We start from the raw sequence: 23,282 nt of genomic DNA, 5'->3' as shown, positions 1-23,282 counted from the left end.
CAATTTCAACAAGCGAGGAGGATCGCCATGGGCGTGACCAATCGGTTGGCCTGTTACTCCGACCCCGCCGACCACTATTCCCACCGAGTGCGCATTGTGCTTGCAGAGAAGGGTGTCAGCGCCGAGATCATTTATGTGGAAGCTGGTCGCCAGCCGCCTAAACTGATTGAGGTAAACCCTTACGGCAGTCTGCCGACGCTGGTCGATCGTGACCTGGCGTTGTGGGAGTCGACCGTGGTGATGGAATATCTGGATGAGCGTTACCCGCATCCGCCATTGATGCCGGTTTACCCGGTGGCGCGTGCCAACAGCCGTTTGCTGATTCATCGTATTCAGCGCGACTGGTGTGGTCTGGTGGATCTGATTCTGGATCCCAAGTCCAAGGAGGCCGCGCGAGTCGTGGCGCGCAAGGAATTGCGTGAAAGCCTGACGGGCGTGTCGCCATTGTTTGCCGACAAGCCGTTTTTCCTCAGTGAGGAACAAAGTCTGGTGGATTGCTGCCTATTGCCAATACTCTGGCGTTTGCCGATTCTGGGTATTGAACTGCCGCGGCCAGCCAAGCCGCTGCTTGATTATATGGAGCGCTCGTTTGCGCGTGAGGCTTTCCAGGCGAGTCTGTCTGGTGTCGAACGCGATATGCGCTAAGGCTTAAGGAGCCGCTATGAACTCCAGTCGACCTTATCTGGTCCGCGCGCTCTACGAGTGGATTGTTGATAACGATTGCACCCCGCACATGCTGGTCAACTCCGAGTACCCGGCGGTGCAGGTGCCGCAGGGTTTCGCCAGTGACGGGCAGATTGTCCTGAACATTTCGCCCAGTGCTGTTCGGCATTTGCACATGGACAACGACGTGGTGACCTTCGAGGGTCGCTTTGGTGGTGTCCCGCACAGTCTGTACGTGCCAATCAGTGCGATTCTGGGTATCTATGCCCGGGAAAACGGTCAGGGCATGGTGTTCGATCTCGAGTCGCCGATGGATGACGAAGACGATATCGAGCCGGATGACGACTTGCCGCCACCGGACAGCGAGCCGCCCCGCCCAAGTGGCCGGCCAAGCCTGAAAGTGGTGAAGTAATAAAAAAGGCGATCCGGATGGATCGCCTTTTTTATGTCTGCGCGTTGGGTGTCAGTCGATGTATTCGAACAGCTTGACGATCTTTTGCACGCCGGAAACGCCTTGCACCAGGTTGGTCGCCTGTTGGGCTTCCTGTTTGGTCAGCAGGCCCAGCAGATAGACGATGCCGTTCTCGGTCACGACTTTGATGCGCGAGCCTGGAATGCTGGCATCGGTCAGCATCTGGGTCTTGATCTTGGTGGTCAGCCAGGAGTCGTTCTGGCGGGCGAGGAAGCTTGAAGGCGTGATCACTTGCAGCTCGTTGTGCACCTTCTTCACGCGCTGGACGTTGGCAGCGGCCTGTTCGGCCTTGGCCTTGAGGTCTTCGCGCGGCGTCTGGCCGGCAAGCAACACCACGCCGTTGAAGCTGGTGACGACGATGTGCGAGTCCTTGTCCAGGGCCGGGTCGGCCTTGGCCACGTTGACGCCGACTTTGGTCTCGATCAGCGAGTCGTCGATTTTGCTGCCGAAGGTTCGGGTGCCGCGGTCGTCTTCAATCGGTGCTTCACGGCTGGCATTCACCACCGAAGTGCAGCCGCTGATGCCGAGGCACAGGGTCAAGGCCAGAAGGCCAAGGCGATTAGGGGTCATTCTTCACTCCCGAACAATTGGCTGTCGATCAGATCGCAGAGGCAATGGATCGCCAGCAGATGGACTTCTTGAATACGTGCGGTGACATGGGCCGGTACACGGATTTCGACGTCTTCAGGCAACAGCAACGATGCCATGCCGCCGCCATCGCGGCCAGTCAATGCTACGACAACCATTTCGCGATCATGTGCGGCCTGGATCGCTTGAATAATGTTTGCCGAGTTGCCGCTGGTCGAAATGGCCAGCAACACATCGCCTGGCTGACCGAGTGCGCGGATCTGCTTGGAGAACACTTCGTTGTAGCTGTAGTCATTGGCGATCGAGGTGATCGTCGAGCTGTCCGTGGTCAGGGCGATGGCGGGCAGGCTCGGGCGTTCGCGTTCGAAGCGGTTCAGCAGCTCCGAGGAAAAGTGCTGGGCGTCGCCGGCAGAGCCGCCGTTGCCACAGGAAAGCATTTTGCCTTCGTTCAGCAGGGCGTTGACCATGATCTGGCTGGCTTGCTCGATGTGCGGTGCAAGTACGTCCATCGCCTGTTGCTTGGTGTCGATACTGGCCTGGAAAAGCTGGCGAATTCGGGATTGCATGTCCATCTGTGTGACCTTAAGTGGCGCGGCTGTTCGGCACATGAATGTGCAGCCCGCAAAGCAAAGAGCAAAAATTGTCGGTGAAAGTGTCCGGTGTGATGTGCGGAGAATCAACCATCGAAAGCATTCTGCAACCAGTTCAACTGATTCGGGTGCCTGTCGATGGCCACCACGTCGAAGCGGCAAGGGGAATCGGCCCAGCGCGACTCGCGCTGAAGAAAATACTGCGCGGCGAAAATCAGTTTCTGCCGTTTGCGCTCATCGATGCTAGCGAGCGCGCCACCCCATTGAGTGTTTTTTCTGTAGCGGACTTCAACGAATACTACTGTATCGCCATCAAGCATGACCAGATCAAGCTCGCCGCGTTTGCATGACCAGTTCTGCGCCAGCAGGCGCAGACCCTGGTGTTGCAGATGCTCGAGCGCCTGGCGCTCGGCATCCTTACCGCTTTGCAGGTGCGAGCTGTCGGGCATCAGCGCGGCGTGTCCGGCAGGCGTTGAACCTGACCGCTGACGAACTGTGCCCAAGGCAGCTGACGCACGACGCGTTGGGTCTGGGTCATGCCGAGGTTGCCCGATTCACCTTCGATGCGGCTGTCTGGCAGGGCTTTGAGTTGGCCCAGGCGCGGAGCCAGGCGATAGGCGTCCACGCCCATCGCGTACAGGCGGCCAAGGCTGCCGGCAGCCTGCGGCCACTGTGCAACCACTTGTTGGCGCAGCGGATCGCTGGTCTCCAGCAGCCACGGTGTTTCACAGAAGCGAATGCCGTTCATGTCGTTGTACTGATTCACATCGCCGCTGGCGCTGTAGACGTGGGAGGTGGCGTAGACCGGAACGTCACCGGCGTACTGGAAGTTCAGCGTCGGCTTGATCTGCTGTGCCTGTTGCGGAGTGGCGGCCAGGAAGATGAATTCGATGTCCTGACGACGCGAAGGCTGCGCGGCGACGTTGGTGCCGGCGGCGTTCTGCAGGCTCTTGGCGCGGGCTTCGCTTTGACGCAGCTGGAACATGTCGGCGATCTGCTGGGCCAGTTGCACCGGCTGATCAACGCGTTCGGTGGCGACGATGCTGCCGCCGTTGGCCTGCCAATCCTGGCTGAATGCGCGCAACACGCGGTCGCCCCATTCGCCTTTCGGCACCATGATTGCGGCGCGATGCAGGCCATCAGCACGGGCACGGCGCGAGACTTCGCGTGCTTCGTCTTCAGCGGCCAGACCGAACTGGAACAGTTGCGCCGGGCCCTGATCGCCTTCGCTGTAGTTCAGTGCGAGGGTGGTGATCGGCAGTTGCGGGCGAGTGCTCAGTTGTTTGACCAGTGGCTTTTCCAGTGGACCAACCACCAGTTGCACGCCATCGGCCTGCGCCTTGCGGTAGAACTCGTCCATCGAGGTCAGTTTCGAGCTGTCATAGAACTCGATGGCAGGCGGCTTCTGTCCGGCTTGTTGGGCCTGGTAGTGCGCCGCCATGAAGCCTTCACGCAGGGCTTTGCCAACGGCGGCCAGCGGGCCGTCCTGTGGCAGCAGCAGGGCGATCTTGCTCAGGGGCTGGCTGGCCAGCTCCTTGAGTTTGGTCAGCGGCAGCGGCAGGTTGATCGCAGCCGGGTGCTTTGGATTCTGCGCACGCCAGGCATCGATCGCGGCTTGCTGCTGTTCCAGGGTGCCGGCAGTTTTCACCGCCAGGGCCAGTCCCATCCAGCCACCGAGATCGTCGGAGGTGTTGGGTTGCAGTTGATCGGTCGGCAGCGAGGCGATCAGGGTCCAGATCGCTTCGTGGTTCTTGCTGGCGGCTTCGCCTTTGAGCATTGGCGCGATAAAGATGCGCTCGCGTGCGGCAGGCAGGGTCTGGCCGTCGGCTTCCAGTGCGCGGGCGTGCACGGTGCCGGTGCGCACCTGCTGCTCTTCCGGCATCTCGCTCAGGTGCTGCAGGCTTGGATGGCTCAGAGCGGTCAGCGCAGCTTTTGGCTGATTGCGAGTCATTGCCAGTTCAGCAGACAGGGTGTTGGCGAAAATCTGCTGGCCAGGCTTCAACTGCTCCATTGGCACTTGTTGCAGGATCTGCGCGGACTGGCCAGCGTTGCCCTGGCGGTAAGCCAGGTCTGCCGCGCTCAGGCGCAACAGAGCGGCTTTTTCCGGGGTCTTGGCCTGGGTAGCCTGTTCGAGCAGTTGCTCGATGCTGGCATCTGGGGTCCGTGGAAGTTCGCCAAGGCTGGAGGAAGGGGAGCTGGCGCAGGCCGCCAGCAAGGCAGCGAGGCAGAGGGCAGTGAACAGCCGCAGGCAAGCGATCATGTAAGTGTTCCTGATACTCGATCAAATTAGCGTGGAATTGTACCCAAGCACTGGCCGGGGCGCGATGTTACTGGAGTGAAACCGTCAATTTAGCTGAAGTAAATGTTGCGGCATCGCACAAAGACGCACAAAACCGGCGTCGGCCGGAACGCATCGCAAGCCTCGGGACGCGTTACAATGCCGGCTTTACCGATCATGAGGTGTGCGCTTTGACTGCTCCAGGTTCCCTGAATTCCGCTGCTGGCTCGCTTTATGTGGTGGCGACGCCCATCGGCAACCTGGACGACATCAGTGCCCGGGCCCTGAAAATCCTTCGCGAGGTGGCATTGATTGCCGCTGAGGACACGCGCCACTCGGCGCGGTTGATGCAGCACTTCGGCATTGCCACGCCGTTGGCCGCATGCCATGAACACAACGAGCGTGATGAAGGTAGCCGCTTTATCACTCGGCTGCTGGCCGGCGACAATGTTGCGCTGATTTCCGATGCGGGTACGCCGCTGATTTCCGATCCGGGGTATCACCTGGTGCGTCAGGCACGGGCGGCGGGGATCAATGTGGTGCCGGTGCCGGGTGCCTGCGCGTTGATCGCGGCGCTGTCAGCGGCGGGACTGCCATCGGATCGCTTCATCTTTGAAGGGTTTCTGCCGGCCAAGTCGGTGGGGCGCAAGGCGCGACTGGAAGCGGTTAAAGAAGAGCCGCGCACGCTGATTTTCTATGAGGCCCCGCACCGCATTCTCGAATGCCTGCAGGACATGGAAGCGGTGTTCGGTGGCGAGCGTCAGGCCTTGCTGGCCCGCGAAATCACCAAGACGTTCGAAACGCTTAAAGGTTTGCCGCTGGCCGAGCTGCGGGCATTTGTCGAGTCCGACAGCAATCAGCAGCGCGGCGAGTGCGTGGTACTGGTGGCTGGCTGGTCGGCGCCGGAGTCTGAAGATGCGGTCAGCAGCGAGGCGATGCGCATCCTCGATTTGCTGCTGGAAGAGATGCCGCTCAAGCGCGCCGCCGCGCTGGCCGCACAAATCACCGGTGAGCGCAAAAACGTGCTTTACCAGGTTGCGCTGGACAAGCAGAAGGGCGAGTAACCCGTCGCGCAGACAGGTTTCGCGGCTATTAGCGCTTGTTCTTCGGGCGCTCTGCCGTTAACCTGCGCGGCGGAGAGTCGATCGGACAGTCGCTGCCCTCTATGAAAATTAGGGGGGGGAGGAAAGTCCGGGCTCCATAGGGCGAAGTGCCAGGTAATGCCTGGGAGGCGTGAGCCTACGGAAAGTGCCACAGAAAATAACCGCCTAAGCGCTTCGGCGCCGGTAAGGGTGAAAAGGTGCGGTAAGAGCGCACCGCACGTCTGGCAACAGTTCGTGGCTAGGTAAACCCCACTTGGAGCAAGACCAAATAGGGTCCCAAGGCGTGGCCCGCGCTGGGACCGGGTAGGTTGCTAAAGATGTCCAGTGATGGCCATCGTAGACGAATGACTGTTCAAGACAGAACCCGGCTTACAGATCGACTCTCCACCTTTTTCTTTCCCTGCTTGAATCAAAGGCATCAGGGCTGTGTATTATCGGCAGGCCTGCGCTAAAGTCCGGCAGCGGCAAATGCAGTAATAGCCATTTCCCACCTTGCTTCAATCAATAGCAGAAGCGCTTTTGTAATACCGAAAAAATCTTACTCTTAACAAATTACTTTAACTTTCGAGCGCAGCTATCCGTGCTGCATCAAGTTATTGGTCAAAAGTATCCGCCAAATTGTCGTTACCCCTCCTTTTAAGCTCCTAAATCTCCGTTCTGTAAGGCTTTTCCTTTAATCCGCGCCTTGACGGTGTGGTGGGCGCATTCCTATAGTGTGCGCAAGTGGCGGAAAGTGGCATGAAGTGGGTTTTTTGAGCTCAAAACGATAAAAATTGGAGAAACGCTGACGTGTTTCGCGGAGCTAACGCTATCAGTCTCGATGCAAAGGGCCGTCTCGCCATGCCGAGCCGGTACCGTGACGAGCTCGTTTCGCGTAGTTCCGGCCAATTAATCGTCACGATCGATGCCGTTGACCCATGTTTGTGCGTTTACCCGCTCGACGAGTGGGAAATTATTGAAACCAAGTTGCGCGCGCTCCCTTCGCTTCGAGAAGAGAACCGTCGCCTGCAACGGTTATTGATTGGTAATGCCGTCGACCTCGAACTCGATGGCAGTGGTCGTTTTCTGGTTCCGCCGCGTCTGCGCGAATACGCCAAGCTCGATAAGCGCGCGATGCTGGTAGGCCAACTGAACAAGTTCCAACTGTGGGACGAGGATGCATGGAACGCGGTATCTGCCGCTGACCTTGCTGCTATTCAACAACCGGGCGCCATGCCTGACGAACTGCGTGATTTGATCCTGTGACTATTGATAGCGGCTTTAACCACATCACCGTACTGCTTGACGAAGCCGTCGAGGCTCTCGCCGTACGTCCTGATGGCTGCTATCTGGACGGTACGTTCGGACGCGGCGGGCACAGCCGGTTGATCCTCAGCCAGCTCGGGCCGGACGGTCGGCTCATCGGATTCGACAAAGATCCACAAGCGATTGCCACCGGGCAAACGCTAGCGGCCGAAGACGGCCGCTTTGTCGTTGTGCAGCGCAGCTTTGCCGAGCTGGGTTCGGAAGTGTCCGAGCGCGGTCTGGCCGGCAAGGTCAGCGGTATCCTGCTGGATCTCGGCGTGTCTTCGCCGCAGCTTGACGACGCCGAGCGTGGCTTCAGCTTCCTCAACGACGGCCCGCTGGACATGCGCATGGATCCGTCCCGTGGCATCAGCGCCGCCGAGTTCGTCAACACCGCGCCGGTGGAAGAAATCGCCCGGGTGTTCAAGGAATACGGTGAAGAACGTTTCTCCGGCCGTATGGCCCGTGCCGTGGCCGAGCGTCGCGATATCAAGCCGTTCGAGCGCACCGCCGATCTGGCTGAAGTGTTGAAAGTCGCCAACCCGGCGTGGGAGAAGGGCAAGAACCCGGCGACCCGTGCTTTCCAGGGTTTGCGCATTCACGTCAACAACGAACTGGGCGATCTGGAAACCGGCCTCGAAGCCGCGCTGGATGCGCTGGAAGTGGGCGGCCGCCTGGTCGTCATCAGCTTCCACTCGCTGGAAGACCGCATCGTCAAACTGTTCATGCGCAAGCTGGTGAAAGGCGAAGCCGACAACCTGCCGCGCAACCTGCCGGTTCGCCATGTCGCGTTCGAACCGAAAATCAAAGTCCATGGCAAAGCGCAGACGGCCTCCGACGCCGAACTCAAAGCCAACCCACGTTCCCGTAGCGCTGTCATGCGTGTCGCGGAGAAGTTGCGGTGAGCAAGCTTTTCGCCAAGCCTCTGCCGGGCGGCAGCTTTTTCATGCTGCTGCTGTTTATCGGCGTGCTCGTGTCGGCCATCGGCGTGTCTTACAGCGCGCACTGGAACCGGCAGTTGCTCAACACCCTTTACAACGAACTCAGCGTGCGCGACAAGGCGCAGGCCGAGTGGGGGCGCCTGATTCTCGAGCAAAGCACCTGGACCGCGCACAGTCGGATCGAAGTGCTGGCCACCGAACAATTGAAAATGCACATCCCGGGCGCGGCTGACGTGAAGATGGTGGCGCCATGATGAAACTCGAAGGGGCACTTTTCCCGTGGCGCTTCCGTTTGATGGTGGCACTGCTCGGTGTCATGGTCGCGGCGATCTGCTGGCGCATCATTGACCTGCAAGTGGTTGACCGGGACTTCCTCAAGGGGCAGGGCGACGCCCGCAGTCTCCGTCACATTCCGATTCCGGCTCACCGTGGTCTGATCACTGACCGTAACGGCGAGCCTTTGGCCGTGAGTACCCCGGTGACCACCCTGTGGGCCAACGCCAAGGAAATGCAGACCGCCAAAGAGAAGTGGCCGGCATTGGCGGCAGCGCTGGGGCAGGATCCGAAAGCCTTGGCCGAACGCCTTGAGGCCCAGGCCAACAAGGAATTCATTTATCTGGTGCGCGGGTTGACCCCCGAGCAAGGCCAGACCGTGCTCGACCTGAAAGTGCCGGGCGTCTACGGCATCGAAGAGTTCCGCCGCTTCTATCCGGCCGGTGAAGTCACCGCGCACATGGTCGGCTTTACCGACATCGACGATCACGGACGCGAAGGTGTCGAGCTGGCCTACGACGAATGGCTGGCCGGGGTGCCGGGCAAACGGCAGGTCATCAAGGATCGGCGCGGTCGGCTGATCAAGGATGTCCAGGTCACCAAGAACGCCAAGGCCGGCAAGCCCTTGGCGTTGTCGATTGACCTGCGTCTGCAATACCTGGCCAACCGCGAGCTGCGCAACGCGATCATCGAGAACGGCGCCAAGGCCGGCAGCCTGGTGATCATGGACGTGAAGACCGGCGAGATTCTCGCCATGGTCAACCAGCCGACCTACAACCCGAACAACCGTCGCAACCTGCAACCGGCGATGATGCGTAACCGCGCGATGATCGACGTGTTCGAACCGGGTTCGACCATGAAAGCGATCTCGATGAGCGCGGCCATCGAGTCCGGGCGCTGGAAACCGACCGACACCGTCGAGGTGTATCCGGGCACGCTGCAGATCGGTAAATACACGATCAAGGACGTTTCCAAGAGCGAAGGTCCGGTGCTGGACATGACCGGTATTCTGATCAATTCCAGTAACGTCGGCATGAGTAAGGTCGCGTTCGATATCGGCGGTGAAACCATTTACCGTCTCGCGCAGAAAGTCGGTCTGGGCCAGGACACCGGCCTCGGCTTCCCGGGCGAGCGTGTCGGCAACCTGCCGAACTACCGCGACTGGCGCAAGGCTGAAACCGCGACGCTGTCGTACGGTTACGGTATTTCCGTGACCGCGATCCAGCTGGTGCATGCATTCTCGGCGTTGGCCAACAACGGTCGTCTCGCACCGCTGACCCTGATCAAAACCGACAAGCCGCCGCAGACCACTCAGGTCTTGCCGGAAGCCGTGGCGAAAACCATGCAGGGCATGCTCACCCAAGTGATCGAAGCACCGCGCGGCGTGTTCCGTGCGCAGGTGCCGGCGTATCACGTGGCCGGCAAGTCCGGTACTGCACGTAAAACCTCGGTGGGCACCAAGGGCTACGCCGAAAACTCCTACCGCTCGCTGTTCGCCGGTTTCGGCCCGATGAGCGATCCGCGTTACGCCATCGTGGTGGTGATCGATGAACCGTCCAAGGCCGGTTACTTCGGTGGTCTGGTTTCGGCGCCGGTGTTCAGCCGTGTGATGTCCGGCACCCTGCGTCTGATGAACGTGACGCCGGACAACCTGCCGACCACCCAACAGGCCAACGCTACGCCGGCCGTTCCGCTGAAAGCCAATGGAGGGCGCGGCTGATGTCATTAAGTCTGAACAAGATATTCCCCCACGCCGGCCACGATCTGTTGATCCGTGAATTGGCGCTGGACAGCCGTAACGTACGCGCGGGTGATTTGTTCCTCGCCGTGCCTGGCGGCAAGTTCGATGGCCGTGCGCACATCGCCGATGCCTTGCAGCGCGGCGCGGCAGCGGTTGCCTATGAAGTGGAAGGCGCCACCGTGCTGCCGATCACTGAAGTGCCGTTGATTCCGGTCAAGGGGCTGGCTGCGCAGTTGTCCGACATTGCCGGGCGTTTTTATGGCGAGCCAAGCCGTCACCTGAACCTGATCGGCGTCACTGGCACCAACGGTAAAACCAGCGTGACCCAATTGGTTGCGCAGGCGCTGGATCTGCTCGGTCAGCATTGCGGCATCGTCGGTACCTTGGGTTCCGGCTTCTACGGCGCGCTGGAAAGCGGCCTGCACACCACACCGAACCCGATTGCCGTGCAAGCGACCCTGGCCGACCTGAAAAAGGCCGGGGCCAAAGCAGTGGCCATGGAAGTTTCTTCCCACGGTCTGGATCAGGGCCGGGTCACCGCGTTGGCGTTCGACGTGGCGGTGATGACCAACCTGTCCCGCGATCACCTGGATTATCACGGCACCATGGAGGCGTACGCCGAGGCCAAGGCCAAGCTGTTCGCCTGGAGTGACTTGAAGTGCCGCGTGGTCAATCTCGACGACGATTTCGGTCGGCAACTGGCCGCCGAAAAACGTGAGTCGCGTTTGATCAGCTACAGCCTGCTCGACAGCAGCGCCTATCTGTATGTCCGCGAAGCGCAGTTCGATGATCACGGCGTGCGCGCTACGCTGGTGACGCCGCAGGGCGAGCACCATTTGCGCAGCACACTGCTCGGCCGCTTCAATCTGAGCAACGTGCTGGCGGCAGTTGGTGCCTTGCTCGGTCTGGACTATGCCCTCGACGAAATTCTCAAGGTGCTGCCGAAACTCGAAGGCCCGGCCGGGCGCATGCAGCGTCTGGGCGGCGGTACTCAGCCATTGGTGGTGGTCGATTACGCCCACACCCCGGACGCGCTGGAAAAAGTCCTGAGCGCGCTGCGTCCTCACGTCAAAGGCCAGTTGCTGTGCCTGTTCGGTTGCGGTGGTGATCGCGATCGCGGCAAGCGTCCGCTGATGGCCGAAGTGGTCGAGCGTCTGGCTGACCGCGTGCTGGTCACCGATGACAACCCACGCACCGAAGACCCTGCGGTGATTTTTGATGACATCCGCGCAGGCTTCACCGCTGTGGATAAAGTCACCTTTGTTGCCGGCCGTGGTCAGGCCATTGCCCAGCTGATTGCTGGCGCCTCGGCGGATGACGTGATTGTCCTGGCCGGTAAAGGTCACGAGGACTATCAGGAAATCAACGGTGAGCGCCACGCGTTCTCCGATCTGGTCGAAGCCGATCATGCTCTCACTGCATGGGAGGTGGCCCATGCTTAAGGCCCTGACATTGAGCGAACTGATCAACGTGCTCGACGCGCGTCTGATCAGCAGCGATGCAAGTTTCGACGGCGTCAGCATCGACAGCCGTGCGATCAAGCCAGGTCAGCTGTTTATTGCCCTGACCGGTCCGCGTTTTGACGGTCATGATTACCTGAACGACGTTGCCGGCAAAGGCGCCGTCGCGGCGCTGGTCGAGCGCGAAGTGCCCGACAGCACCTTGCCGCAACTGCTGGTCAAGGACACCCGTCAGGCCCTTGGCCAGTTGGGTGCGTTGAATCGTGCCGCGTTCAGTCGGCCGGTCGCTGCCATCACCGGTTCCAGCGGCAAGACCACGGTCAAGGAGATGCTCGCGAGCATCCTGCGCACCCGCGGTGCCGTGCTCGCCACGCGCGGCAACCTGAACAACGATCTGGGCGCACCGCTGACCCTGCTCGAACTGGCCCCGGAACATACGGCGGCCGTGATCGAACTGGGCGCCTCGCGCCTGGGTGAAATCGCCTACACCGTAGGGCTGACCAAACCGCACGTGGCGATTCTGAACAATGCCGGCACCGCGCACGTCGGTGAATTCGGCGGTCCGGAAAAAATCGTCGAAGCCAAAGGCGAGATCATCGACGGTCTGGCGGCGGATGGCGTTGCCGTGCTCAACCTCGATGACAAGGCCTTCGGTATCTGGAAGGCTCGCGCCGGTGCACGCAAGGTGCTGACCTTCTCTCTGAGCAACCCTCAGGCAGACTTCTACGCCAGCGACCTTAGCTCCGATGCCCGTGGTTGCCCGGCCTTCAACCTGCATACACCTGAAGGTGTCGAGCATGTTCAGTTGAACCTGCTCGGCACACACAACGTCGCCAATGCCATGGCCGCCGCCGCTGCCGCTCACGCCCTGGGCGTGTCGCTGTTCGGCATTGCCACCGGGCTTGGCGCCGTGCAACCGGTCAAGGGGCGTACCGTCGCGCAACTGGCGCAGAACGGCATGCGCGTGATCGATGACACTTACAACGCAAACCCCACCTCCATGTGCGCTGCCGTTGATATACTCGCCGGCTTTTCCGGCCGCACCGTCCTGGTGCTCGGAGATATCGGCGAGTTGGGCGACTGGGCGGAGCAGGGGCACCGCGACGTGGGCGAGTACGCCCGGGGCAAGGTTTCCGCGCTTTACGCGGTCGGACCGAACATGGTTCACGCCGTAAACGCATTCGGTAAAGAGGCGCATCACTTCGGTACGCAAGCCGAACTGATCCAGGCCCTCGATGCCGAGCAGGACACAAACACCACCATTTTGATCAAGGGTTCGCGCAGTGCAGCGATGGAAAACATCGTTGCGGCTCTGTGCGGGTCCAGTCTGGAGAAACATTAATGCTGCTGCTGCTAGCGGAGTATCTGCAACAGTTCTACAAAGGCTTCGCGGTCTTCCAGTACCTGACCCTGCGCGGGATCCTCGGTGTGCTGACCGCGCTGGTTTTGTCGCTGTGCTATGGCCCGTGGATGATCCGCACTCTGCAGAACCGTCAGATCGGCCAGTCCGTTCGCAATGACGGCCCGCAATCGCACCTGTCCAAGTCGGGCACACCGACCATGGGCGGCGCACTGATTCTGTCCTCCATCGGTGTCAGCACCCTGTTGTGGGCTGACCTGAGCAACCGCTACGTGTGGGTGGTCCTGCTGGTGACCCTGCTGTTCGGCGCCATCGGCTGGGTCGACGACTACCGCAAGGTCATCGAGAAGAACTCCCGTGGCTTGCCAAGCCGCTGGAAGTATTTCTGGCAATCGGTGTTCGGCCTGGGCGCGGCGATCTTTCTTTATATGACCGCGACCACACCGGTGGAAACCACGCTGATCCTGCCGATGCTCAAGGACTACAGCATTCCGCTGGGCGCCGGCTTCATCGTGCTGACCTACTTTGTGATCGTCGGCTCGAGCAACGCGGTCAACCTGACTGACGGCCTCGACGGCCTGGCGATCATGCCGACGGTAATGGTCGGCGGCGGTCTGGGCATCTTCTGCTACCTGTCGGGTAACGTGAAATTCGCCGAATACCTGCTGATCCCTTACGTGCCGGGCGCGGGCGAGCTGATCGTGTTCTGCGGTGCGCTGATCGGTGCCGGCCTCGGATTCCTCTGGTTCAACACCTATCCGGCGCAAGTGTTCATGGGCGACGTCGGCGCACTCGCGCTGGGCGCGGCACTGGGCACCATTGCAGTGATCGTGCGTCAGGAAATCGTGCTGTTCATCATGGGCGGTGTGTTCGTGATGGAAACCCTCTCCGTGGTTATCCAGGTTGCTTCCTTCAAGTTGACCGGTCGCCGTGTGTTCCGCATGGCACCGATTCACCACCACTTTGAACTCAAGGGCTGGCCCGAGCCACGCGTGATCGTCCGTTTCTGGATCATCACCGTGATTCTCGTGCTGATCGGCCTTGCCACCCTGAAGCTGAGGTAGAACGAGTGTCTCTGATCGCTTCTGACCACTTCCGCATCGTTGTCGGCCTCGGCAAGAGCGGCATGTCCCTGGTTCGCTTCCTGGCGAACCGGGGCGTGTCGTTTGCCGTCGCCGATACGCGGGACAATCCACCGGAACTGGCCACGCTCAAGCGTGACTATCCGCACGTGGAAGTGCGTTGTGGCGAGCTGGACGTCGAATTCCTGTGCCGTGCCGACGAGCTCTACGTGAGCCCCGGTCTGGCGCTGGCGACCCCGGCCCTGCAAGCCGCTGCAGCCCGTGGCGTGAAAATGTCCGGCGATATCGAGCTGTTCGCGCGTAACGCGCAGGCGCCGATCGTGGCTATCACCGGTTCCAACGCGAAAAGCACCGTCACCACCCTGGTCGGCGAGATGGCAGCAGCGGCCGGCAAACGCGTCGCGGTGGGCGGCAACCTCGGTACGCCGGCGCTGGACTTGCTCGGCGACGACGTCGAGCTGTACGTGATGGAGCTGTCGAGCTTCCAGCTGGAAACCACCGACCAGCTCAACGCCGAAGTGGCCACCGTGCTGAACATCAGCGAAGACCACATGGACCGCTACAGCGGCCTGCCGGCGTACCACCTGGCCAAGCACCGGATCTTCCGTGGGGCGAAGCAGTTCGTGGTCAATCGTCAGGACGCCCTCAGCCGTCCGTTGATCGGTGAAGGTCAGCCATGCTGGACCTTCGGCCTGAACAAACCTGATTTCAAGGCGTTCGGTCTGCGTGAAGAGAACGGCGAGAAATACCTGGCCTTCGAATTCCAGAACCTGATGCCGGTGCGCGAACTGAAGGTTCGTGGCGCCCATAACCAGTCCAATGCCCTGGCGGCACTGGCGCTCGGTCATGCGGTCGGCCTGCCGTTCGATGCAATGCTTGCGGCACTGCGCAACTTCACCGGTCTCGAACACCGCTGCCAGTGGCTGCGCGATCTGGATGGCGTCGGCTACTACAACGATTCCAAGGCCACCAATGTTGGCGCCGCTCTGGCCGCCATCGAAGGTCTGGGGGCGGACATCGACGGCAAGGTCGTGCTGATCGCCGGTGGCGACGGCAAGGGCGCCGAGTTCAACGACTTGCGCGCACCAGTGGCAACCAACTGCCGTGCGGTGATCCTGATGGGCCGCGACTCCGACAAGATCGGTGCGGCCATCGGTGACGCCGTGCCGCTGATTCGTGCGACCTCGCTGGTCGACGCCGTCGCACAATGCCGCGCAGCCGCCCAGCCGGGCGACGTGGTGCTGCTGTCGCCGGCCTGCGCCAGTTTCGACATGTTCAAGAATTACGAAGACCGTGGTCACCAGTTCGTCCGCGCCGTGGAGGATCTGGCATGAGCCTGCGCAATATCATCAAGCCGTACCCGTCGCCGATCATCACCGGCCGTGGCATCGACCTCGACTTCCCGATGCTCGCCGGCTGCCTGGCGCTGCTGGGCCTGGGCCTGATCATGATTGCCTCGGCGTCCACCGAAGTGGCGGCGGCGCAATCGGGCAGCGCGCTTTACTACATGATTCGCCACCTTATTTATGTCGTGCTGGGTCTGGGCGCGTGCATCGTCACCATGATGATTCCGATCGCCACCTGGCAACGCCTTGGCTGGCTGATGCTGATCGGTGCCTTTGGCTTGCTGGTGATGGTGATCATCCCGGGCATCGGCCGTGAAGTGAACGGTTCGATGCGCTGGATCGGTTTCAGCTTCTTCAACGTGCAGCCATCCGAGATCGCCAAGGTATTCGTGGTGATCTACCTCGCCGGTTACCTGGTGCGTCGCCAGAAAGAAGTGCGCGAGAGCTGGATGGGCTTCTTCAAGCCGTTCATTGTACTGCTGCCGATGGCAGGCCTGTTGCTGATGGAGCCGGACTTCGGCGCCACCGTCGTGATGATGGGCGCTGCGGCAGCGATGCTGTTCCTTGGCGGGGTCGGGTTGTTCCGCTTCTCGCTGATGGTGGTGTTGGCGGTCGGGGCCGTGGTCTTGCTGATTCAGATGCAGCCTTATCGAATGGCGCGTCTGACCAACTTCGCAGACCCATGGGCCGACCAGTTCGGCGCCGGTTATCAGTTGTCGCAGGCGTTGATCGCCTTCGGTCGCGGTGAATGGCTGGGCGTTGGCCTGGGCAACAGCGTGCAGAAGCAGTTCTACCTGCCGGAAGCGCACACCGACTTCGTGTTCTCGGTACTGGCCGAAGAGCTGGGCGCCGTCGGTTCGCTGTGCACCGTCGCGCTATTCGTCTTCGTGTGTATTCGTGGCATGTACATCGGGCTGTGGGCCGAAAAGGCCAAGCAGTTCTTCGCCGCCTACGTGGCTTACGGTCTGTCGTTCCTGTGGATTGGCCAATTCCTGATCAACATCGGGGTGAACGTCGGCCTGCTGCCAACCAAGGGTCTGACCTTGCCGTTCCTCAGTTACGGCGGCAGTTCCCTGGTGATCTGCTGTGCCTGCCTCGGCTTGTTATTGAGGATCGAGTGGGAGAGTCGAACCCACCTGGGCAGTGAAGAGATGGAGTTCCATGAGAGCGACTTCGCCGAGGAGCCGAACCATGGGCGCTAACGTATTGATCATGGCCGGCGGAACCGGCGGCCACGTGTTCCCGGCGCTGTCCTGTGCCCGCGAATTCCAGGCGCGCGGCTACACCGTGCACTGGCTCGGCACGCCACGCGGGATCGAAAACGATCTGGTACCGGCCGCAGGTCTTGAATTGCATCGCATCAATGCCACGGGGTTGCGTGGCAAGGGCAAGCTGTCGCTGCTCAAGGCGCCGTTCATGTTGCTGAAGTCGGTCTGGCAGGCGCGGGCGGTCATTCGTCGCTTGAAGCCAGTCTGTGTGGTCGGCTTCGGTGGTTATGTGACCGGCCCCGGCGGGATCGCTGCCAAACTGGCCGGTGTGCCGGTGATCGTTCACGAGCAGAACGCCGTGGCCGGCACCGCCAATCGGTTGCTGGTGCCGTTCGCCGCCCGGGTGTGTGAAGCGTTCCCCGACACCTTTACTCTGTCGGACACCCGCCGTACCACCGGAAACCCGGTGCGCAGCGAGCTGTTCCTCGAAACATCGCGACCTGCTCTGGCCGGTCGCAAAGCGCGTTTGCTGATCCTCGGCGGAAGCCTTGGCGCAGAACCGTTGAACAAGTTGCTGCCTGAAGCCCTGGCCCAAGTCGCTGTCGATTTGCGCCCGGAAGTGTTTCATCAGGCTGGCAAAAACCACGATGAAGTGACTGCAGAGCGCTACCGCGCCGCCGGCGTCGATGCGCAGGTGCAGCCGTTCATCAAAGACATGGCCCAGGCCTATGGCTGGGCTGACCTGGTGGTGTGCCGCGCAGGCGCGTTGACCATCAGTGAGCTGGCTGCCGCCGGTCTGCCCTCGATGCTGGTGCCTTTGCCCCACGCGATCGACGATCACCAGACCCGCAACGCCGATTATTTGGCCCGTGAAGGCGCTGCCTTCCTGATGCCGCAAAGAACGACTGGTGCCGCGGACCTTGCCGCGCGCCTGACAGAGGTCTTGATGCAACCGCAACGACTCGAAGATATGGCCCAAGCGGCCCGCCGTCTGGCGAAACCCGATGCCACCCGTAGCGTGGTCGATACCTGTCTGGAGGTGGCCCATGGTTGAGAATCAGAAAGCCATGCCACAACCGGAAATGCGCCGCATCCGTCGCATCCACTTCGTCGGCATCGGCGGCGTGGGCATGTGCGGGATTGCTGAAGTGTTGTTGAACCTGGGCTATGAAGTCTCCGGTTCCGACTTGAAAGCTTCGCCTGTGACCGAGCGTCTGGAATCGTTCGGCGCGCATATTTTCATCGGCCACCGTGCCGAGAACGCTGCGACCGCCGATGTGCTGGTGGTGTCGAGCGCCGTGAACACTTCCAACCCGGAAGTCGCGACTGCTCTTGAGCGTCGTATTCCGGTAGTGCCGCGTGCCGAAATGCTCGCCGAGCTGATGCGCTATCGCCACGGCATCGCCGTCGCCGGTACCCACGGCAAAACCACCACCACCAGCCTGATCGCTTCGGTGTTCGCTGCCGGTGGTCTGGACCCGACCTTCGTTATCGGTGGCCGTCTGAATGCTGCGGGCACCAATGCCCAGCTCGGCACCAGCCGTTACCTGATCGCCGAAGCCGATGAAAGCGATGCGAGCTTCCTGCATCTGCAACCGCTGGTGGCCGTGGTCACCAACATCGACGCCGACCACATGGCGACCTACGACGGCGACTTCAACAAACTGAAGAAAACCTTCGTCGAGTTCCTGCACAACCTGCCGTTCTACGGTTTGGCGGTGATGTGCCTGGACGATCCGGTGGTGCGCGAAATCCTCCCGCTGGTGAAGCGTCCGACCGTGACCTACGGCTTCAGCGAAGACGCTGATGTGCGCGCGATCAATGTTCGCCAGCAAGGCATGCAGACCTTCTTCACCGTGCTGCGTCCTGACCGCGAGCCGCTGGATGTTTCCGTGAACATGCCCGGCAACCACAACGTGCTCAATTCGCTGGCAACCATCTGCATCGCCACCGACGAAGGCGTCAGTGATGAAGCCATCGTCCAGGGCCTGTCGGGCTTCCAGGGTGTTGGTCGACGCTTTCAGGTCTATGGCGAACTGCCGGTGGACGGCGGCAACGTGATGCTGGTCGATGACTACGGTCACCACCCGACCGAAGTCGCGGCGGTGATCAAAGCCGTACGCGGTGGCTGGCCGGAGCGCCGTCTGGTGATGGTTTACCAGCCGCACCGTTACAGCCGCACCCGCGATCTGTACGACGACTTCGTCAATGTACTGGCCGATGCCAACGTGTTGCTGCTGATGGAAGTCTATCCGGCCGGCGAAGAGCCGATCCCGGGCGCCGACAGCCGCAAGCTGTGCAACAGCATCCGTCAGCGCGGTCAGCTTGACCCGATCTACATCGAACGCGGTGTCGACCTGGCGCCACTGGTCAAGCCGCTGCTGCGTGCCGGCGACATCCTGCTGTGCCAGGGCGCCGGTGATATCGGCGGTCTCGCGCCGAAGCTGTTGAAAAGTGAATTGTTCGCTGGCGCCGTGGCGGCGTCGGTCGAGGGGAAGTTGAAATGACTGCTGCCTACGCCAACCTGTTCTCCACGATCGCGCCGAAAGACTTCGGCCGTGTCGCCGTGCTCTTTGGCGGCCTGAGTGCCGAGCGTGAGGTTTCGCTGAAATCCGGTAACGCCGTGCTCGACGCGCTGCAGAGCGCTGGCGTGGACGCGTTCGGCATCGACGTTGGCGACGACATTCTGCAACGTCTGCTCAGCGAAAAGATCGACCGCGCCTTCATCATTCTTCACGGCCGTGGCGGTGAAGACGGCTCCATGCAGGGCCTGCTCGAAGTGGCGGGTATTCCGTACACCGGCAGCGGCATTCTGGCTTCGGCACTGGCGATGGACAAACTGCGTACCAAGCAGGTCTGGCACAGCCTCGGGATTCCGACGCCGCGTCACGCCGTGCTGTGCAGCGAAGCCGATTGTATTTCGGCGGCGACGGAACTGGGCTTCCCTTTGATCGTCAAACCGGCGCATGAAGGTTCAAGTATCGGGATGGCCAAAGTGAGTTCTGCGTCCGAGTTGATCGACGCATGGAAAGCGGCCAGTACCTACGATTCGCAAGTCTTGGTCGAGCAATGGATTCAAGGTCCGGAGTTCACCATCGCCACCCTGCGTGACCAGGTGTTGCCTCCTATCGCCCTGGGTACACCGCACACGTTCTACGACTACGACGCCAAGTACATCGCCAACGATACCCAGTATCGGATTCCGTGCGGGCTGGATGCCGCCAAGGAACAGGAACTCATGGATCTCACGGCCAAGGCCTGTGAGGCGCTGGGTATTGCCGGTTGGGGCAGGGCGGACGTGATGCAGGACGCCGACGGGCAGTTCTGGTTCCTGGAAGTGAACACCGCACCGGGCATGACCGATCACAGCCTGGTACCGATGGCGGCGAAAGCGGCTGGTCTGGATTTCCAGCAACTGGTCCTGGCCATTCTGGCCGCCAGTGTTGAAGGCTCCGGTAATAAAGAGGCGCGAGGTTAAGACCATGCAAGGCGCTCAGCTCAGACATCAGCCACCCGCACCCGGCCGCAAGCCGGTGCCGCGGGGTGCCAGCCGAATGGTGGCCAAAGAGCCGATGTCCGTGCGCCTGCCGAAAGCCAATTTCGGCTTTCTGAAAAACCTGTTCTGGCCGGTGCTGCTGGTGGTGCTGGGTTTTGGAACCTACGAAGGCGCGCAGCGTTTGTTGCCGTACGCCGACCGGCCGATCACCAAGATCGCCGTGCAGGGTGACCTGAGCTACATCAGCCAGCAAGCGGTGCAGCAGCGGATTGCCCCGTACGTGGCGTCGAGCTTCTTCACCATCGACCTGGCCGGCATGCGCACCGAGCTTGAGCAGATGCCCTGGATCGCCCACGCCGAAGTACGTCGGGTGTGGCCGGACCAGGTGGTGATCCGCCTCGAAGAGCAACTGCCCGTGGCCCGTTGGGGCGACGAGTCGCTACTGAACAACCAGGGCCAGGCGTTCACGCCAAAGGAGCTGGCGAACTACGAACACCTGCCACAGTTGTTCGGCCCACAACGGGCCCAGCAGCAAGTGATGCAGCAATATCAGGTGCTGAGCCAGATGCTCAGGCCGCTGGGCTTCTCGATTGCACGCCTGGAATTGCGTGAACGCGGCAGCTGGTTCCTGACCACCGGTGCCGGCAGTTCCGGTCCCGGCATCGAGTTGCTGCTGGGACGCGGCAACCTGGTGGAAAAGATGCGCCGCTTCATCGCCATCTATGACAAGACGCTTAAAGACCAGATTACGAACATTGCGCGCATCGATCTGCGCTACGCCAACGGCCTCGCCGTTGGCTGGCGGGAACCTGTAGCGCCGACGACAGACAAACCCGCTGTCGCAAAGAATTAAGAAGAGGCAGGACCCATGGCAAACGTGCAAAGCGGCAAAATGATCGTCGGTCTGGATATCGGCACCTCCAAAGTGGTGGCGCTGGTAGGCGAGGTCGCGGACGACGGCACGCTGGAAATCGTCGGTATCGGTACTCATCCGTCCCGCGGTCTGAAGAAGGGCGTGGTGGTGAACATCGAGTCCACCGTGCAGTCGATCCAGCGCGCGATCGAAGAAGCCCAACTGATGGCGGGCTGCCGCATTCACTCGGCGTTCGTCGGCGTGGCCGGCAATCACATCCGCAGCCTGAACTCCCACGGCATCGTCGCGATTCGTGATCGCGAAGTCAGCTCGGCTGACCTTGAGCGTGTACTCGACGCCGCCCAGGCCGTGGCGATCCCGGCTGACCAGCGCGTGCTGCACACCCTGCCGCAGGACTACGTGATCGATAACCAGGAAGGCGTGCGCGAGCCGCTGGGCATGTCGGGCGTGCGTCTGGAAGCCAAGGTCCACGTGGTCACCTGCGCCGTCAACGCCGCACAGAACATTGAAAAATGCGTGCGCCGCTGCGGTCTGGAAATCGACGACATCATTCTCGAGCAACTGGCCTCGGCCTACTCGGTGCTGACCGACGACGAAAAAGAGCTGGGCGTGTGCCTGGTCGACATCGGCGGCGGCACCACCGACATCGCGATCTTCACCGAAGGCGCGATCCGCCACACCGCGGTGATCCCGATTGCCGGTGATCAGGTGACCAACGACATCGCCATGGCGTTGCGCACCCCGACCCAGTACGCCGAAGAAATCAAGATCCGTTACGCCTGCGCCCTGGCCAAACTGGCCGGTGCCGGCGAAACCATCAAGGTGCCAAGCGTTGGCGACCGTCCACCACGCGAGCTGTCGCGTCAGGCCCTGGCCGAAGTGGTCGAGCCGCGTTACGACGAACTGTTCACCCTGATCCAGGCGGAGCTGCGTCGCAGCGGCTACGAAGACCTGATCCCGGCAGGCATCGTCCTGACCGGCGGTACGTCGAAGATGGAAGGCGCTACTGAACTGGCCGAAGAAATCTTCCACATGCCGGTTCGCCTGGGCGTGCCGCATGGCGTGAAGGGCCTGGATGACGTGGTTCGCAACCCGATTTATTCCACTGGCGTTGGCTTGTTGATGTACGGCCTGCAGAAGCAGTCCGACGGGATCTCGTTCTCGGGCATCGGCAGCCGCGACAGCTACAGCAACGATGAGCCACAGGCGCCGTTGCTGGACCGATTGAAGAAGTGGGTTCAAGGCAACTTCTAAAGCTTTACCGCAACACCGCTACAAAAATGCAGTAGGCGAAAAAACTAGAGAATGTAAGGAGAGGGAAAATGTTCGAACTCGTAGACAACATCCCCGCAAGCCCGGTAATCAAAGTTATCGGTGTTGGCGGTGGCGGCGGCAACGCTGTCAACCACATGGTCAAGAGCAACATCGAAGGCGTTGAATTCATCTGCGCCAACACTGATGCTCAAGCGCTGAAAAACATCGGCGCGCGCACCATCCTGCAACTGGGCACCGGCGTGACCAAAGGTCTCGGCGCTGGCGCCAACCCTGAAGTAGGTCGTCAGGCCGCTCTCGAAGACCGTGAGCGCATTGCCGAAGTCCTGCAGGGCACCAACATGGTGTTCATTACCACTGGCATGGGCGGTGGTACCGGTACCGGTGCTGCACCGATCATCGCCGAAGTGGCCAAGGAAATGGGCATTCTGACCGTAGCGGTCGTGACCCGTCCGTTCCCGTTCGAAGGTCGCAAGCGTATGCAGATCGCCGACGAAGGCATCCGCATGCTGTCCGAAAGCGTCGACTCGCTGATCACCATTCCCAACGAGAAGCTGCTGACCATCCTCGGTAAAGACGCCAGCCTGCTGTCGGCTTTCGCCAAGGCAGACGATGTACTGGCCGGTGCCGTTCGCGGTATCTCCGACATCATCAAGCGTCCGGGCATGATCAACGTCGACTTCGCCGACGTGCGTACCGTGATGAGCGAAATGGGCATGGCGATGATGGGCACTGGCTGCGCCAGCGGTCCGAACCGTGCACGTGAAGCCACTGAAGCGGCCATCCGCAACCCGTTGCTGGAAGACGTGAACCTGCAAGGTGCCCGCGGCATCCTGGTGAATATCACTGCTGGTCCTGACCTGTCCCTGGGTGAGTACTCCGACGTGGGTAGCATCATCGAAGCCTTCGCTTCCGAGCACGCGATGGTCAAGGTCGGTACCGTTATCGATCCGGACATGCGCGACGAGCTGCACGTGACTGTGGTTGCCACTGGTCTGGGCGCGAAAATCGAGAAGCCTGTGAAGGTCATCGACAACACCGTTCACACCTCCATGGCGTCTGCTCAGGTTCAACAACCGGCCCCTGCTCGTCAGGATGCACCGGCGGTGAACTACCGTGACCTGGACCGTCCGACCGTCATGCGCAACCAGGCTCAGGCCGGTGCTGCGACTGCCGCGAAGATGAATCCGCAGGACGATCTGGACTACCTGGACATCCCGGCATTCCTGCGTCGTCAGGCCGATTGATGGA

At 61.1% G+C, this 23,282-nt stretch carries 22 protein-coding genes and 1 other RNA gene; 19 read left to right on the top strand and 4 right to left on the bottom strand.

Annotation, left to right across the window (positions count from 1 at the left end; translation table 11 throughout):
- Positions 1-27 precede the first annotated feature (27 nt).
- The gene (locus tag QMK55_RS08185; RefSeq protein ID WP_007917025.1) at positions 28-645 is read left to right on the top strand and encodes a glutathione S-transferase N-terminal domain-containing protein; all 618 of its coding nucleotides are present in this window, start codon (positions 28-30) and stop codon (positions 643-645) included.
- Positions 646-661: 16 nt separating this feature from the next.
- Positions 662-1,075: a ClpXP protease specificity-enhancing factor gene (locus tag QMK55_RS08180; RefSeq protein ID WP_003228047.1), complete on the top strand. Its 414-nt coding sequence runs from the start codon at positions 662-664 to the stop codon at positions 1,073-1,075.
- 51 nt (positions 1,076-1,126) lie between these two features.
- Here QMK55_RS08180 and QMK55_RS08175 read toward each other — a convergent pair whose 3' ends face one another.
- From QMK55_RS08175 to QMK55_RS08160, 4 genes are all read right to left on the bottom strand, one after another.
- Entirely contained in the window at positions 1,127-1,705 is a 579-nt protein-coding gene (locus QMK55_RS08175; RefSeq protein ID WP_102356585.1) for a BON domain-containing protein, read from the bottom strand.
- Positions 1,702-2,295 carry a phosphoheptose isomerase gene (locus tag QMK55_RS08170; RefSeq protein ID WP_025109297.1) on the bottom strand — a complete coding sequence of 198 codons (594 nt, stop codon included), beginning with the start codon at positions 2,293-2,295 and terminating at the stop codon, positions 1,702-1,704. The genes QMK55_RS08175 and QMK55_RS08170 overlap by 4 nt, the downstream gene beginning before the upstream one ends.
- A gap of 104 nt (positions 2,296-2,399) precedes the next feature.
- On the bottom strand, positions 2,400-2,762 hold the full coding sequence (locus tag QMK55_RS08165; RefSeq protein ID WP_320329016.1) for a YraN family protein: 363 nt from the start codon (positions 2,760-2,762) through the stop codon (positions 2,400-2,402).
- Positions 2,762-4,573: a penicillin-binding protein activator gene (locus QMK55_RS08160; protein WP_102356587.1), complete on the bottom strand. Its 1,812-nt coding sequence runs from the start codon at positions 4,571-4,573 to the stop codon at positions 2,762-2,764. Before QMK55_RS08160 ends, QMK55_RS08165 begins: the two co-directional genes overlap by 1 nt.
- 209 nt (positions 4,574-4,782) lie before the next feature.
- On the opposite strand from QMK55_RS08160, the gene rsmI reads away from it, so the two are divergent.
- The 17 genes from rsmI to ftsZ all read left to right on the top strand — a co-directional run bounded on the left by rsmI (position 4,783) and on the right by ftsZ (position 23,278).
- Positions 4,783-5,655 carry a 16S rRNA (cytidine(1402)-2'-O)-methyltransferase gene (gene rsmI / locus QMK55_RS08155; protein ID WP_102356588.1) on the top strand — a complete coding sequence of 291 codons (873 nt, stop codon included), beginning with the start codon at positions 4,783-4,785 and terminating at the stop codon, positions 5,653-5,655.
- A 73-nt stretch (positions 5,656-5,728) separates the two neighbouring features.
- Positions 5,729-6,082: RNase P RNA component class A (rnpB, locus tag QMK55_RS08150), an RNA gene on the top strand.
- Between the two features lie 401 nt (positions 6,083-6,483).
- On the top strand, positions 6,484-6,939 hold the full coding sequence (gene mraZ / locus QMK55_RS08145; protein WP_003205355.1) for a division/cell wall cluster transcriptional repressor MraZ: 456 nt from the start codon (positions 6,484-6,486) through the stop codon (positions 6,937-6,939).
- Positions 6,936-7,883, top strand: a complete 948-nt coding sequence (gene rsmH / locus QMK55_RS08140) for a 16S rRNA (cytosine(1402)-N(4))-methyltransferase RsmH (protein WP_371859065.1) — start codon at positions 6,936-6,938, stop codon at positions 7,881-7,883. Before mraZ ends, rsmH begins: the two co-directional genes overlap by 4 nt.
- Entirely contained in the window at positions 7,880-8,173 is a 294-nt protein-coding gene (gene ftsL, locus QMK55_RS08135) for a cell division protein FtsL (protein ID WP_007956777.1), read from the top strand. Before rsmH ends, ftsL begins: the two co-directional genes overlap by 4 nt.
- A complete protein-coding gene (locus tag QMK55_RS08130) occupies positions 8,173-9,912 on the top strand; it encodes a peptidoglycan D,D-transpeptidase FtsI family protein (protein ID WP_178082136.1) in 1,740 nt (579 codons plus the stop codon). The genes ftsL and QMK55_RS08130 overlap by 1 nt, the downstream gene beginning before the upstream one ends.
- Positions 9,912-11,375, top strand: coding sequence for a UDP-N-acetylmuramoyl-L-alanyl-D-glutamate--2,6-diaminopimelate ligase (locus QMK55_RS08125; RefSeq protein ID WP_102356590.1), 1,464 nt, complete (start codon positions 9,912-9,914; stop codon positions 11,373-11,375). Before QMK55_RS08130 ends, QMK55_RS08125 begins: the two co-directional genes overlap by 1 nt.
- A complete protein-coding gene (locus QMK55_RS08120; protein ID WP_102356591.1) occupies positions 11,368-12,735 on the top strand; it encodes a UDP-N-acetylmuramoyl-tripeptide--D-alanyl-D-alanine ligase in 1,368 nt (455 codons plus the stop codon). Before QMK55_RS08125 ends, QMK55_RS08120 begins: the two co-directional genes overlap by 8 nt.
- The gene (gene mraY / locus QMK55_RS08115; RefSeq protein ID WP_025109289.1) at positions 12,735-13,817 is read left to right on the top strand and encodes a phospho-N-acetylmuramoyl-pentapeptide-transferase; all 1,083 of its coding nucleotides are present in this window, start codon (positions 12,735-12,737) and stop codon (positions 13,815-13,817) included. The genes QMK55_RS08120 and mraY overlap by 1 nt, the downstream gene beginning before the upstream one ends.
- Before the next feature lie 5 nt (positions 13,818-13,822).
- On the top strand, positions 13,823-15,169 hold the full coding sequence (murD, locus tag QMK55_RS08110; RefSeq protein ID WP_102356592.1) for a UDP-N-acetylmuramoyl-L-alanine--D-glutamate ligase: 1,347 nt from the start codon (positions 13,823-13,825) through the stop codon (positions 15,167-15,169).
- Positions 15,166-16,383: a putative lipid II flippase FtsW gene (ftsW, locus tag QMK55_RS08105; protein WP_102356593.1), complete on the top strand. Its 1,218-nt coding sequence runs from the start codon at positions 15,166-15,168 to the stop codon at positions 16,381-16,383. The genes murD and ftsW overlap by 4 nt, the downstream gene beginning before the upstream one ends.
- Positions 16,373-17,443: an undecaprenyldiphospho-muramoylpentapeptide beta-N-acetylglucosaminyltransferase gene (murG, locus tag QMK55_RS08100; protein ID WP_320329015.1), complete on the top strand. Its 1,071-nt coding sequence runs from the start codon at positions 16,373-16,375 to the stop codon at positions 17,441-17,443. The genes ftsW and murG overlap by 11 nt, the downstream gene beginning before the upstream one ends.
- Positions 17,436-18,896 (top strand): UDP-N-acetylmuramate--L-alanine ligase, encoded by a 1,461-nt coding sequence (gene murC, locus QMK55_RS08095; RefSeq protein ID WP_102356595.1) that lies wholly within the window; start codon positions 17,436-17,438, stop codon positions 18,894-18,896. Before murG ends, murC begins: the two co-directional genes overlap by 8 nt.
- On the top strand, positions 18,893-19,867 hold the full coding sequence (locus tag QMK55_RS08090) for a D-alanine--D-alanine ligase (RefSeq protein WP_102356596.1): 975 nt from the start codon (positions 18,893-18,895) through the stop codon (positions 19,865-19,867). The genes murC and QMK55_RS08090 overlap by 4 nt, the downstream gene beginning before the upstream one ends.
- 4 nt (positions 19,868-19,871) lie before the next feature.
- Complete coding sequence (locus QMK55_RS08085; RefSeq protein ID WP_320329014.1) at positions 19,872-20,738, top strand: cell division protein FtsQ/DivIB; 867 nt, start codon at positions 19,872-19,874, stop codon at positions 20,736-20,738.
- Positions 20,739-20,753: 15 nt separating this feature from the next.
- Positions 20,754-22,013, top strand: a complete 1,260-nt coding sequence (gene ftsA, locus QMK55_RS08080) for a cell division protein FtsA (protein WP_003228014.1) — start codon at positions 20,754-20,756, stop codon at positions 22,011-22,013.
- Positions 22,014-22,081: 68 nt separating this feature from the next.
- Positions 22,082-23,278 carry a cell division protein FtsZ gene (gene ftsZ, locus QMK55_RS08075; protein ID WP_102356597.1) on the top strand — a complete coding sequence of 399 codons (1,197 nt, stop codon included), beginning with the start codon at positions 22,082-22,084 and terminating at the stop codon, positions 23,276-23,278.
- Positions 23,279-23,282 lie beyond the last annotated feature (4 nt).

It is taken from the genome of Pseudomonas sp. P8_229, assembly GCF_034008635.1.
In the GTDB taxonomy this organism is placed as follows: Bacteria; Pseudomonadota; Gammaproteobacteria; order Pseudomonadales; family Pseudomonadaceae; genus Aquipseudomonas.
Note: the sequence above shows the minus strand (reverse complement) of the source record. Positions and strands in the feature narration are given on the sequence as shown.

Excerpts from the sequence above, each read along its gene's own strand:
- ftsA (WP_003228014.1), top strand. The coding sequence starts at position 20,754 with ATGGCAAACGTGCAAAGCGGCAAAATGATCGTCGGTCTGGATATCGGC.
- ftsZ (WP_102356597.1), top strand. The coding sequence starts at position 22,082 with ATGTTCGAACTCGTAGACAACATCCCCGCAAGCCCGGTAATCAAAGTT.
- QMK55_RS08125 (WP_102356590.1), top strand. The coding sequence starts at position 9,912 with ATGTCATTAAGTCTGAACAAGATATTCCCCCACGCCGGCCACGATCTG.
- QMK55_RS08170 (WP_025109297.1), bottom strand. The coding sequence starts at position 2,295 with ATGGACATGCAATCCCGAATTCGCCAGCTTTTCCAGGCCAGTATCGAC.
- QMK55_RS08160 (WP_102356587.1), bottom strand. The coding sequence starts at position 4,573 with ATGATCGCTTGCCTGCGGCTGTTCACTGCCCTCTGCCTCGCTGCCTTG.
- QMK55_RS08175 (WP_102356585.1), bottom strand. The coding sequence starts at position 1,705 with ATGACCCCTAATCGCCTTGGCCTTCTGGCCTTGACCCTGTGCCTCGGC.
- QMK55_RS08130 (WP_178082136.1), top strand. The coding sequence starts at position 8,173 with ATGAAACTCGAAGGGGCACTTTTCCCGTGGCGCTTCCGTTTGATGGTG.
- QMK55_RS08185 (WP_007917025.1), top strand. The coding sequence starts at position 28 with ATGGGCGTGACCAATCGGTTGGCCTGTTACTCCGACCCCGCCGACCAC.
- QMK55_RS08165 (WP_320329016.1), bottom strand. The coding sequence starts at position 2,762 with ATGCCCGACAGCTCGCACCTGCAAAGCGGTAAGGATGCCGAGCGCCAG.
- QMK55_RS08120 (WP_102356591.1), top strand. The coding sequence starts at position 11,368 with ATGCTTAAGGCCCTGACATTGAGCGAACTGATCAACGTGCTCGACGCG.
- ftsW (WP_102356593.1), top strand. The coding sequence starts at position 15,166 with ATGAGCCTGCGCAATATCATCAAGCCGTACCCGTCGCCGATCATCACC.
- murG (WP_320329015.1), top strand. The coding sequence starts at position 16,373 with ATGGGCGCTAACGTATTGATCATGGCCGGCGGAACCGGCGGCCACGTG.
- murC (WP_102356595.1), top strand. The coding sequence starts at position 17,436 with ATGGTTGAGAATCAGAAAGCCATGCCACAACCGGAAATGCGCCGCATC.
- QMK55_RS08090 (WP_102356596.1), top strand. The coding sequence starts at position 18,893 with ATGACTGCTGCCTACGCCAACCTGTTCTCCACGATCGCGCCGAAAGAC.
- mraY (WP_025109289.1), top strand. The coding sequence starts at position 12,735 with ATGCTGCTGCTGCTAGCGGAGTATCTGCAACAGTTCTACAAAGGCTTC.
- QMK55_RS08180 (WP_003228047.1), top strand. The coding sequence starts at position 662 with ATGAACTCCAGTCGACCTTATCTGGTCCGCGCGCTCTACGAGTGGATT.
- QMK55_RS08085 (WP_320329014.1), top strand. The coding sequence starts at position 19,872 with ATGCAAGGCGCTCAGCTCAGACATCAGCCACCCGCACCCGGCCGCAAG.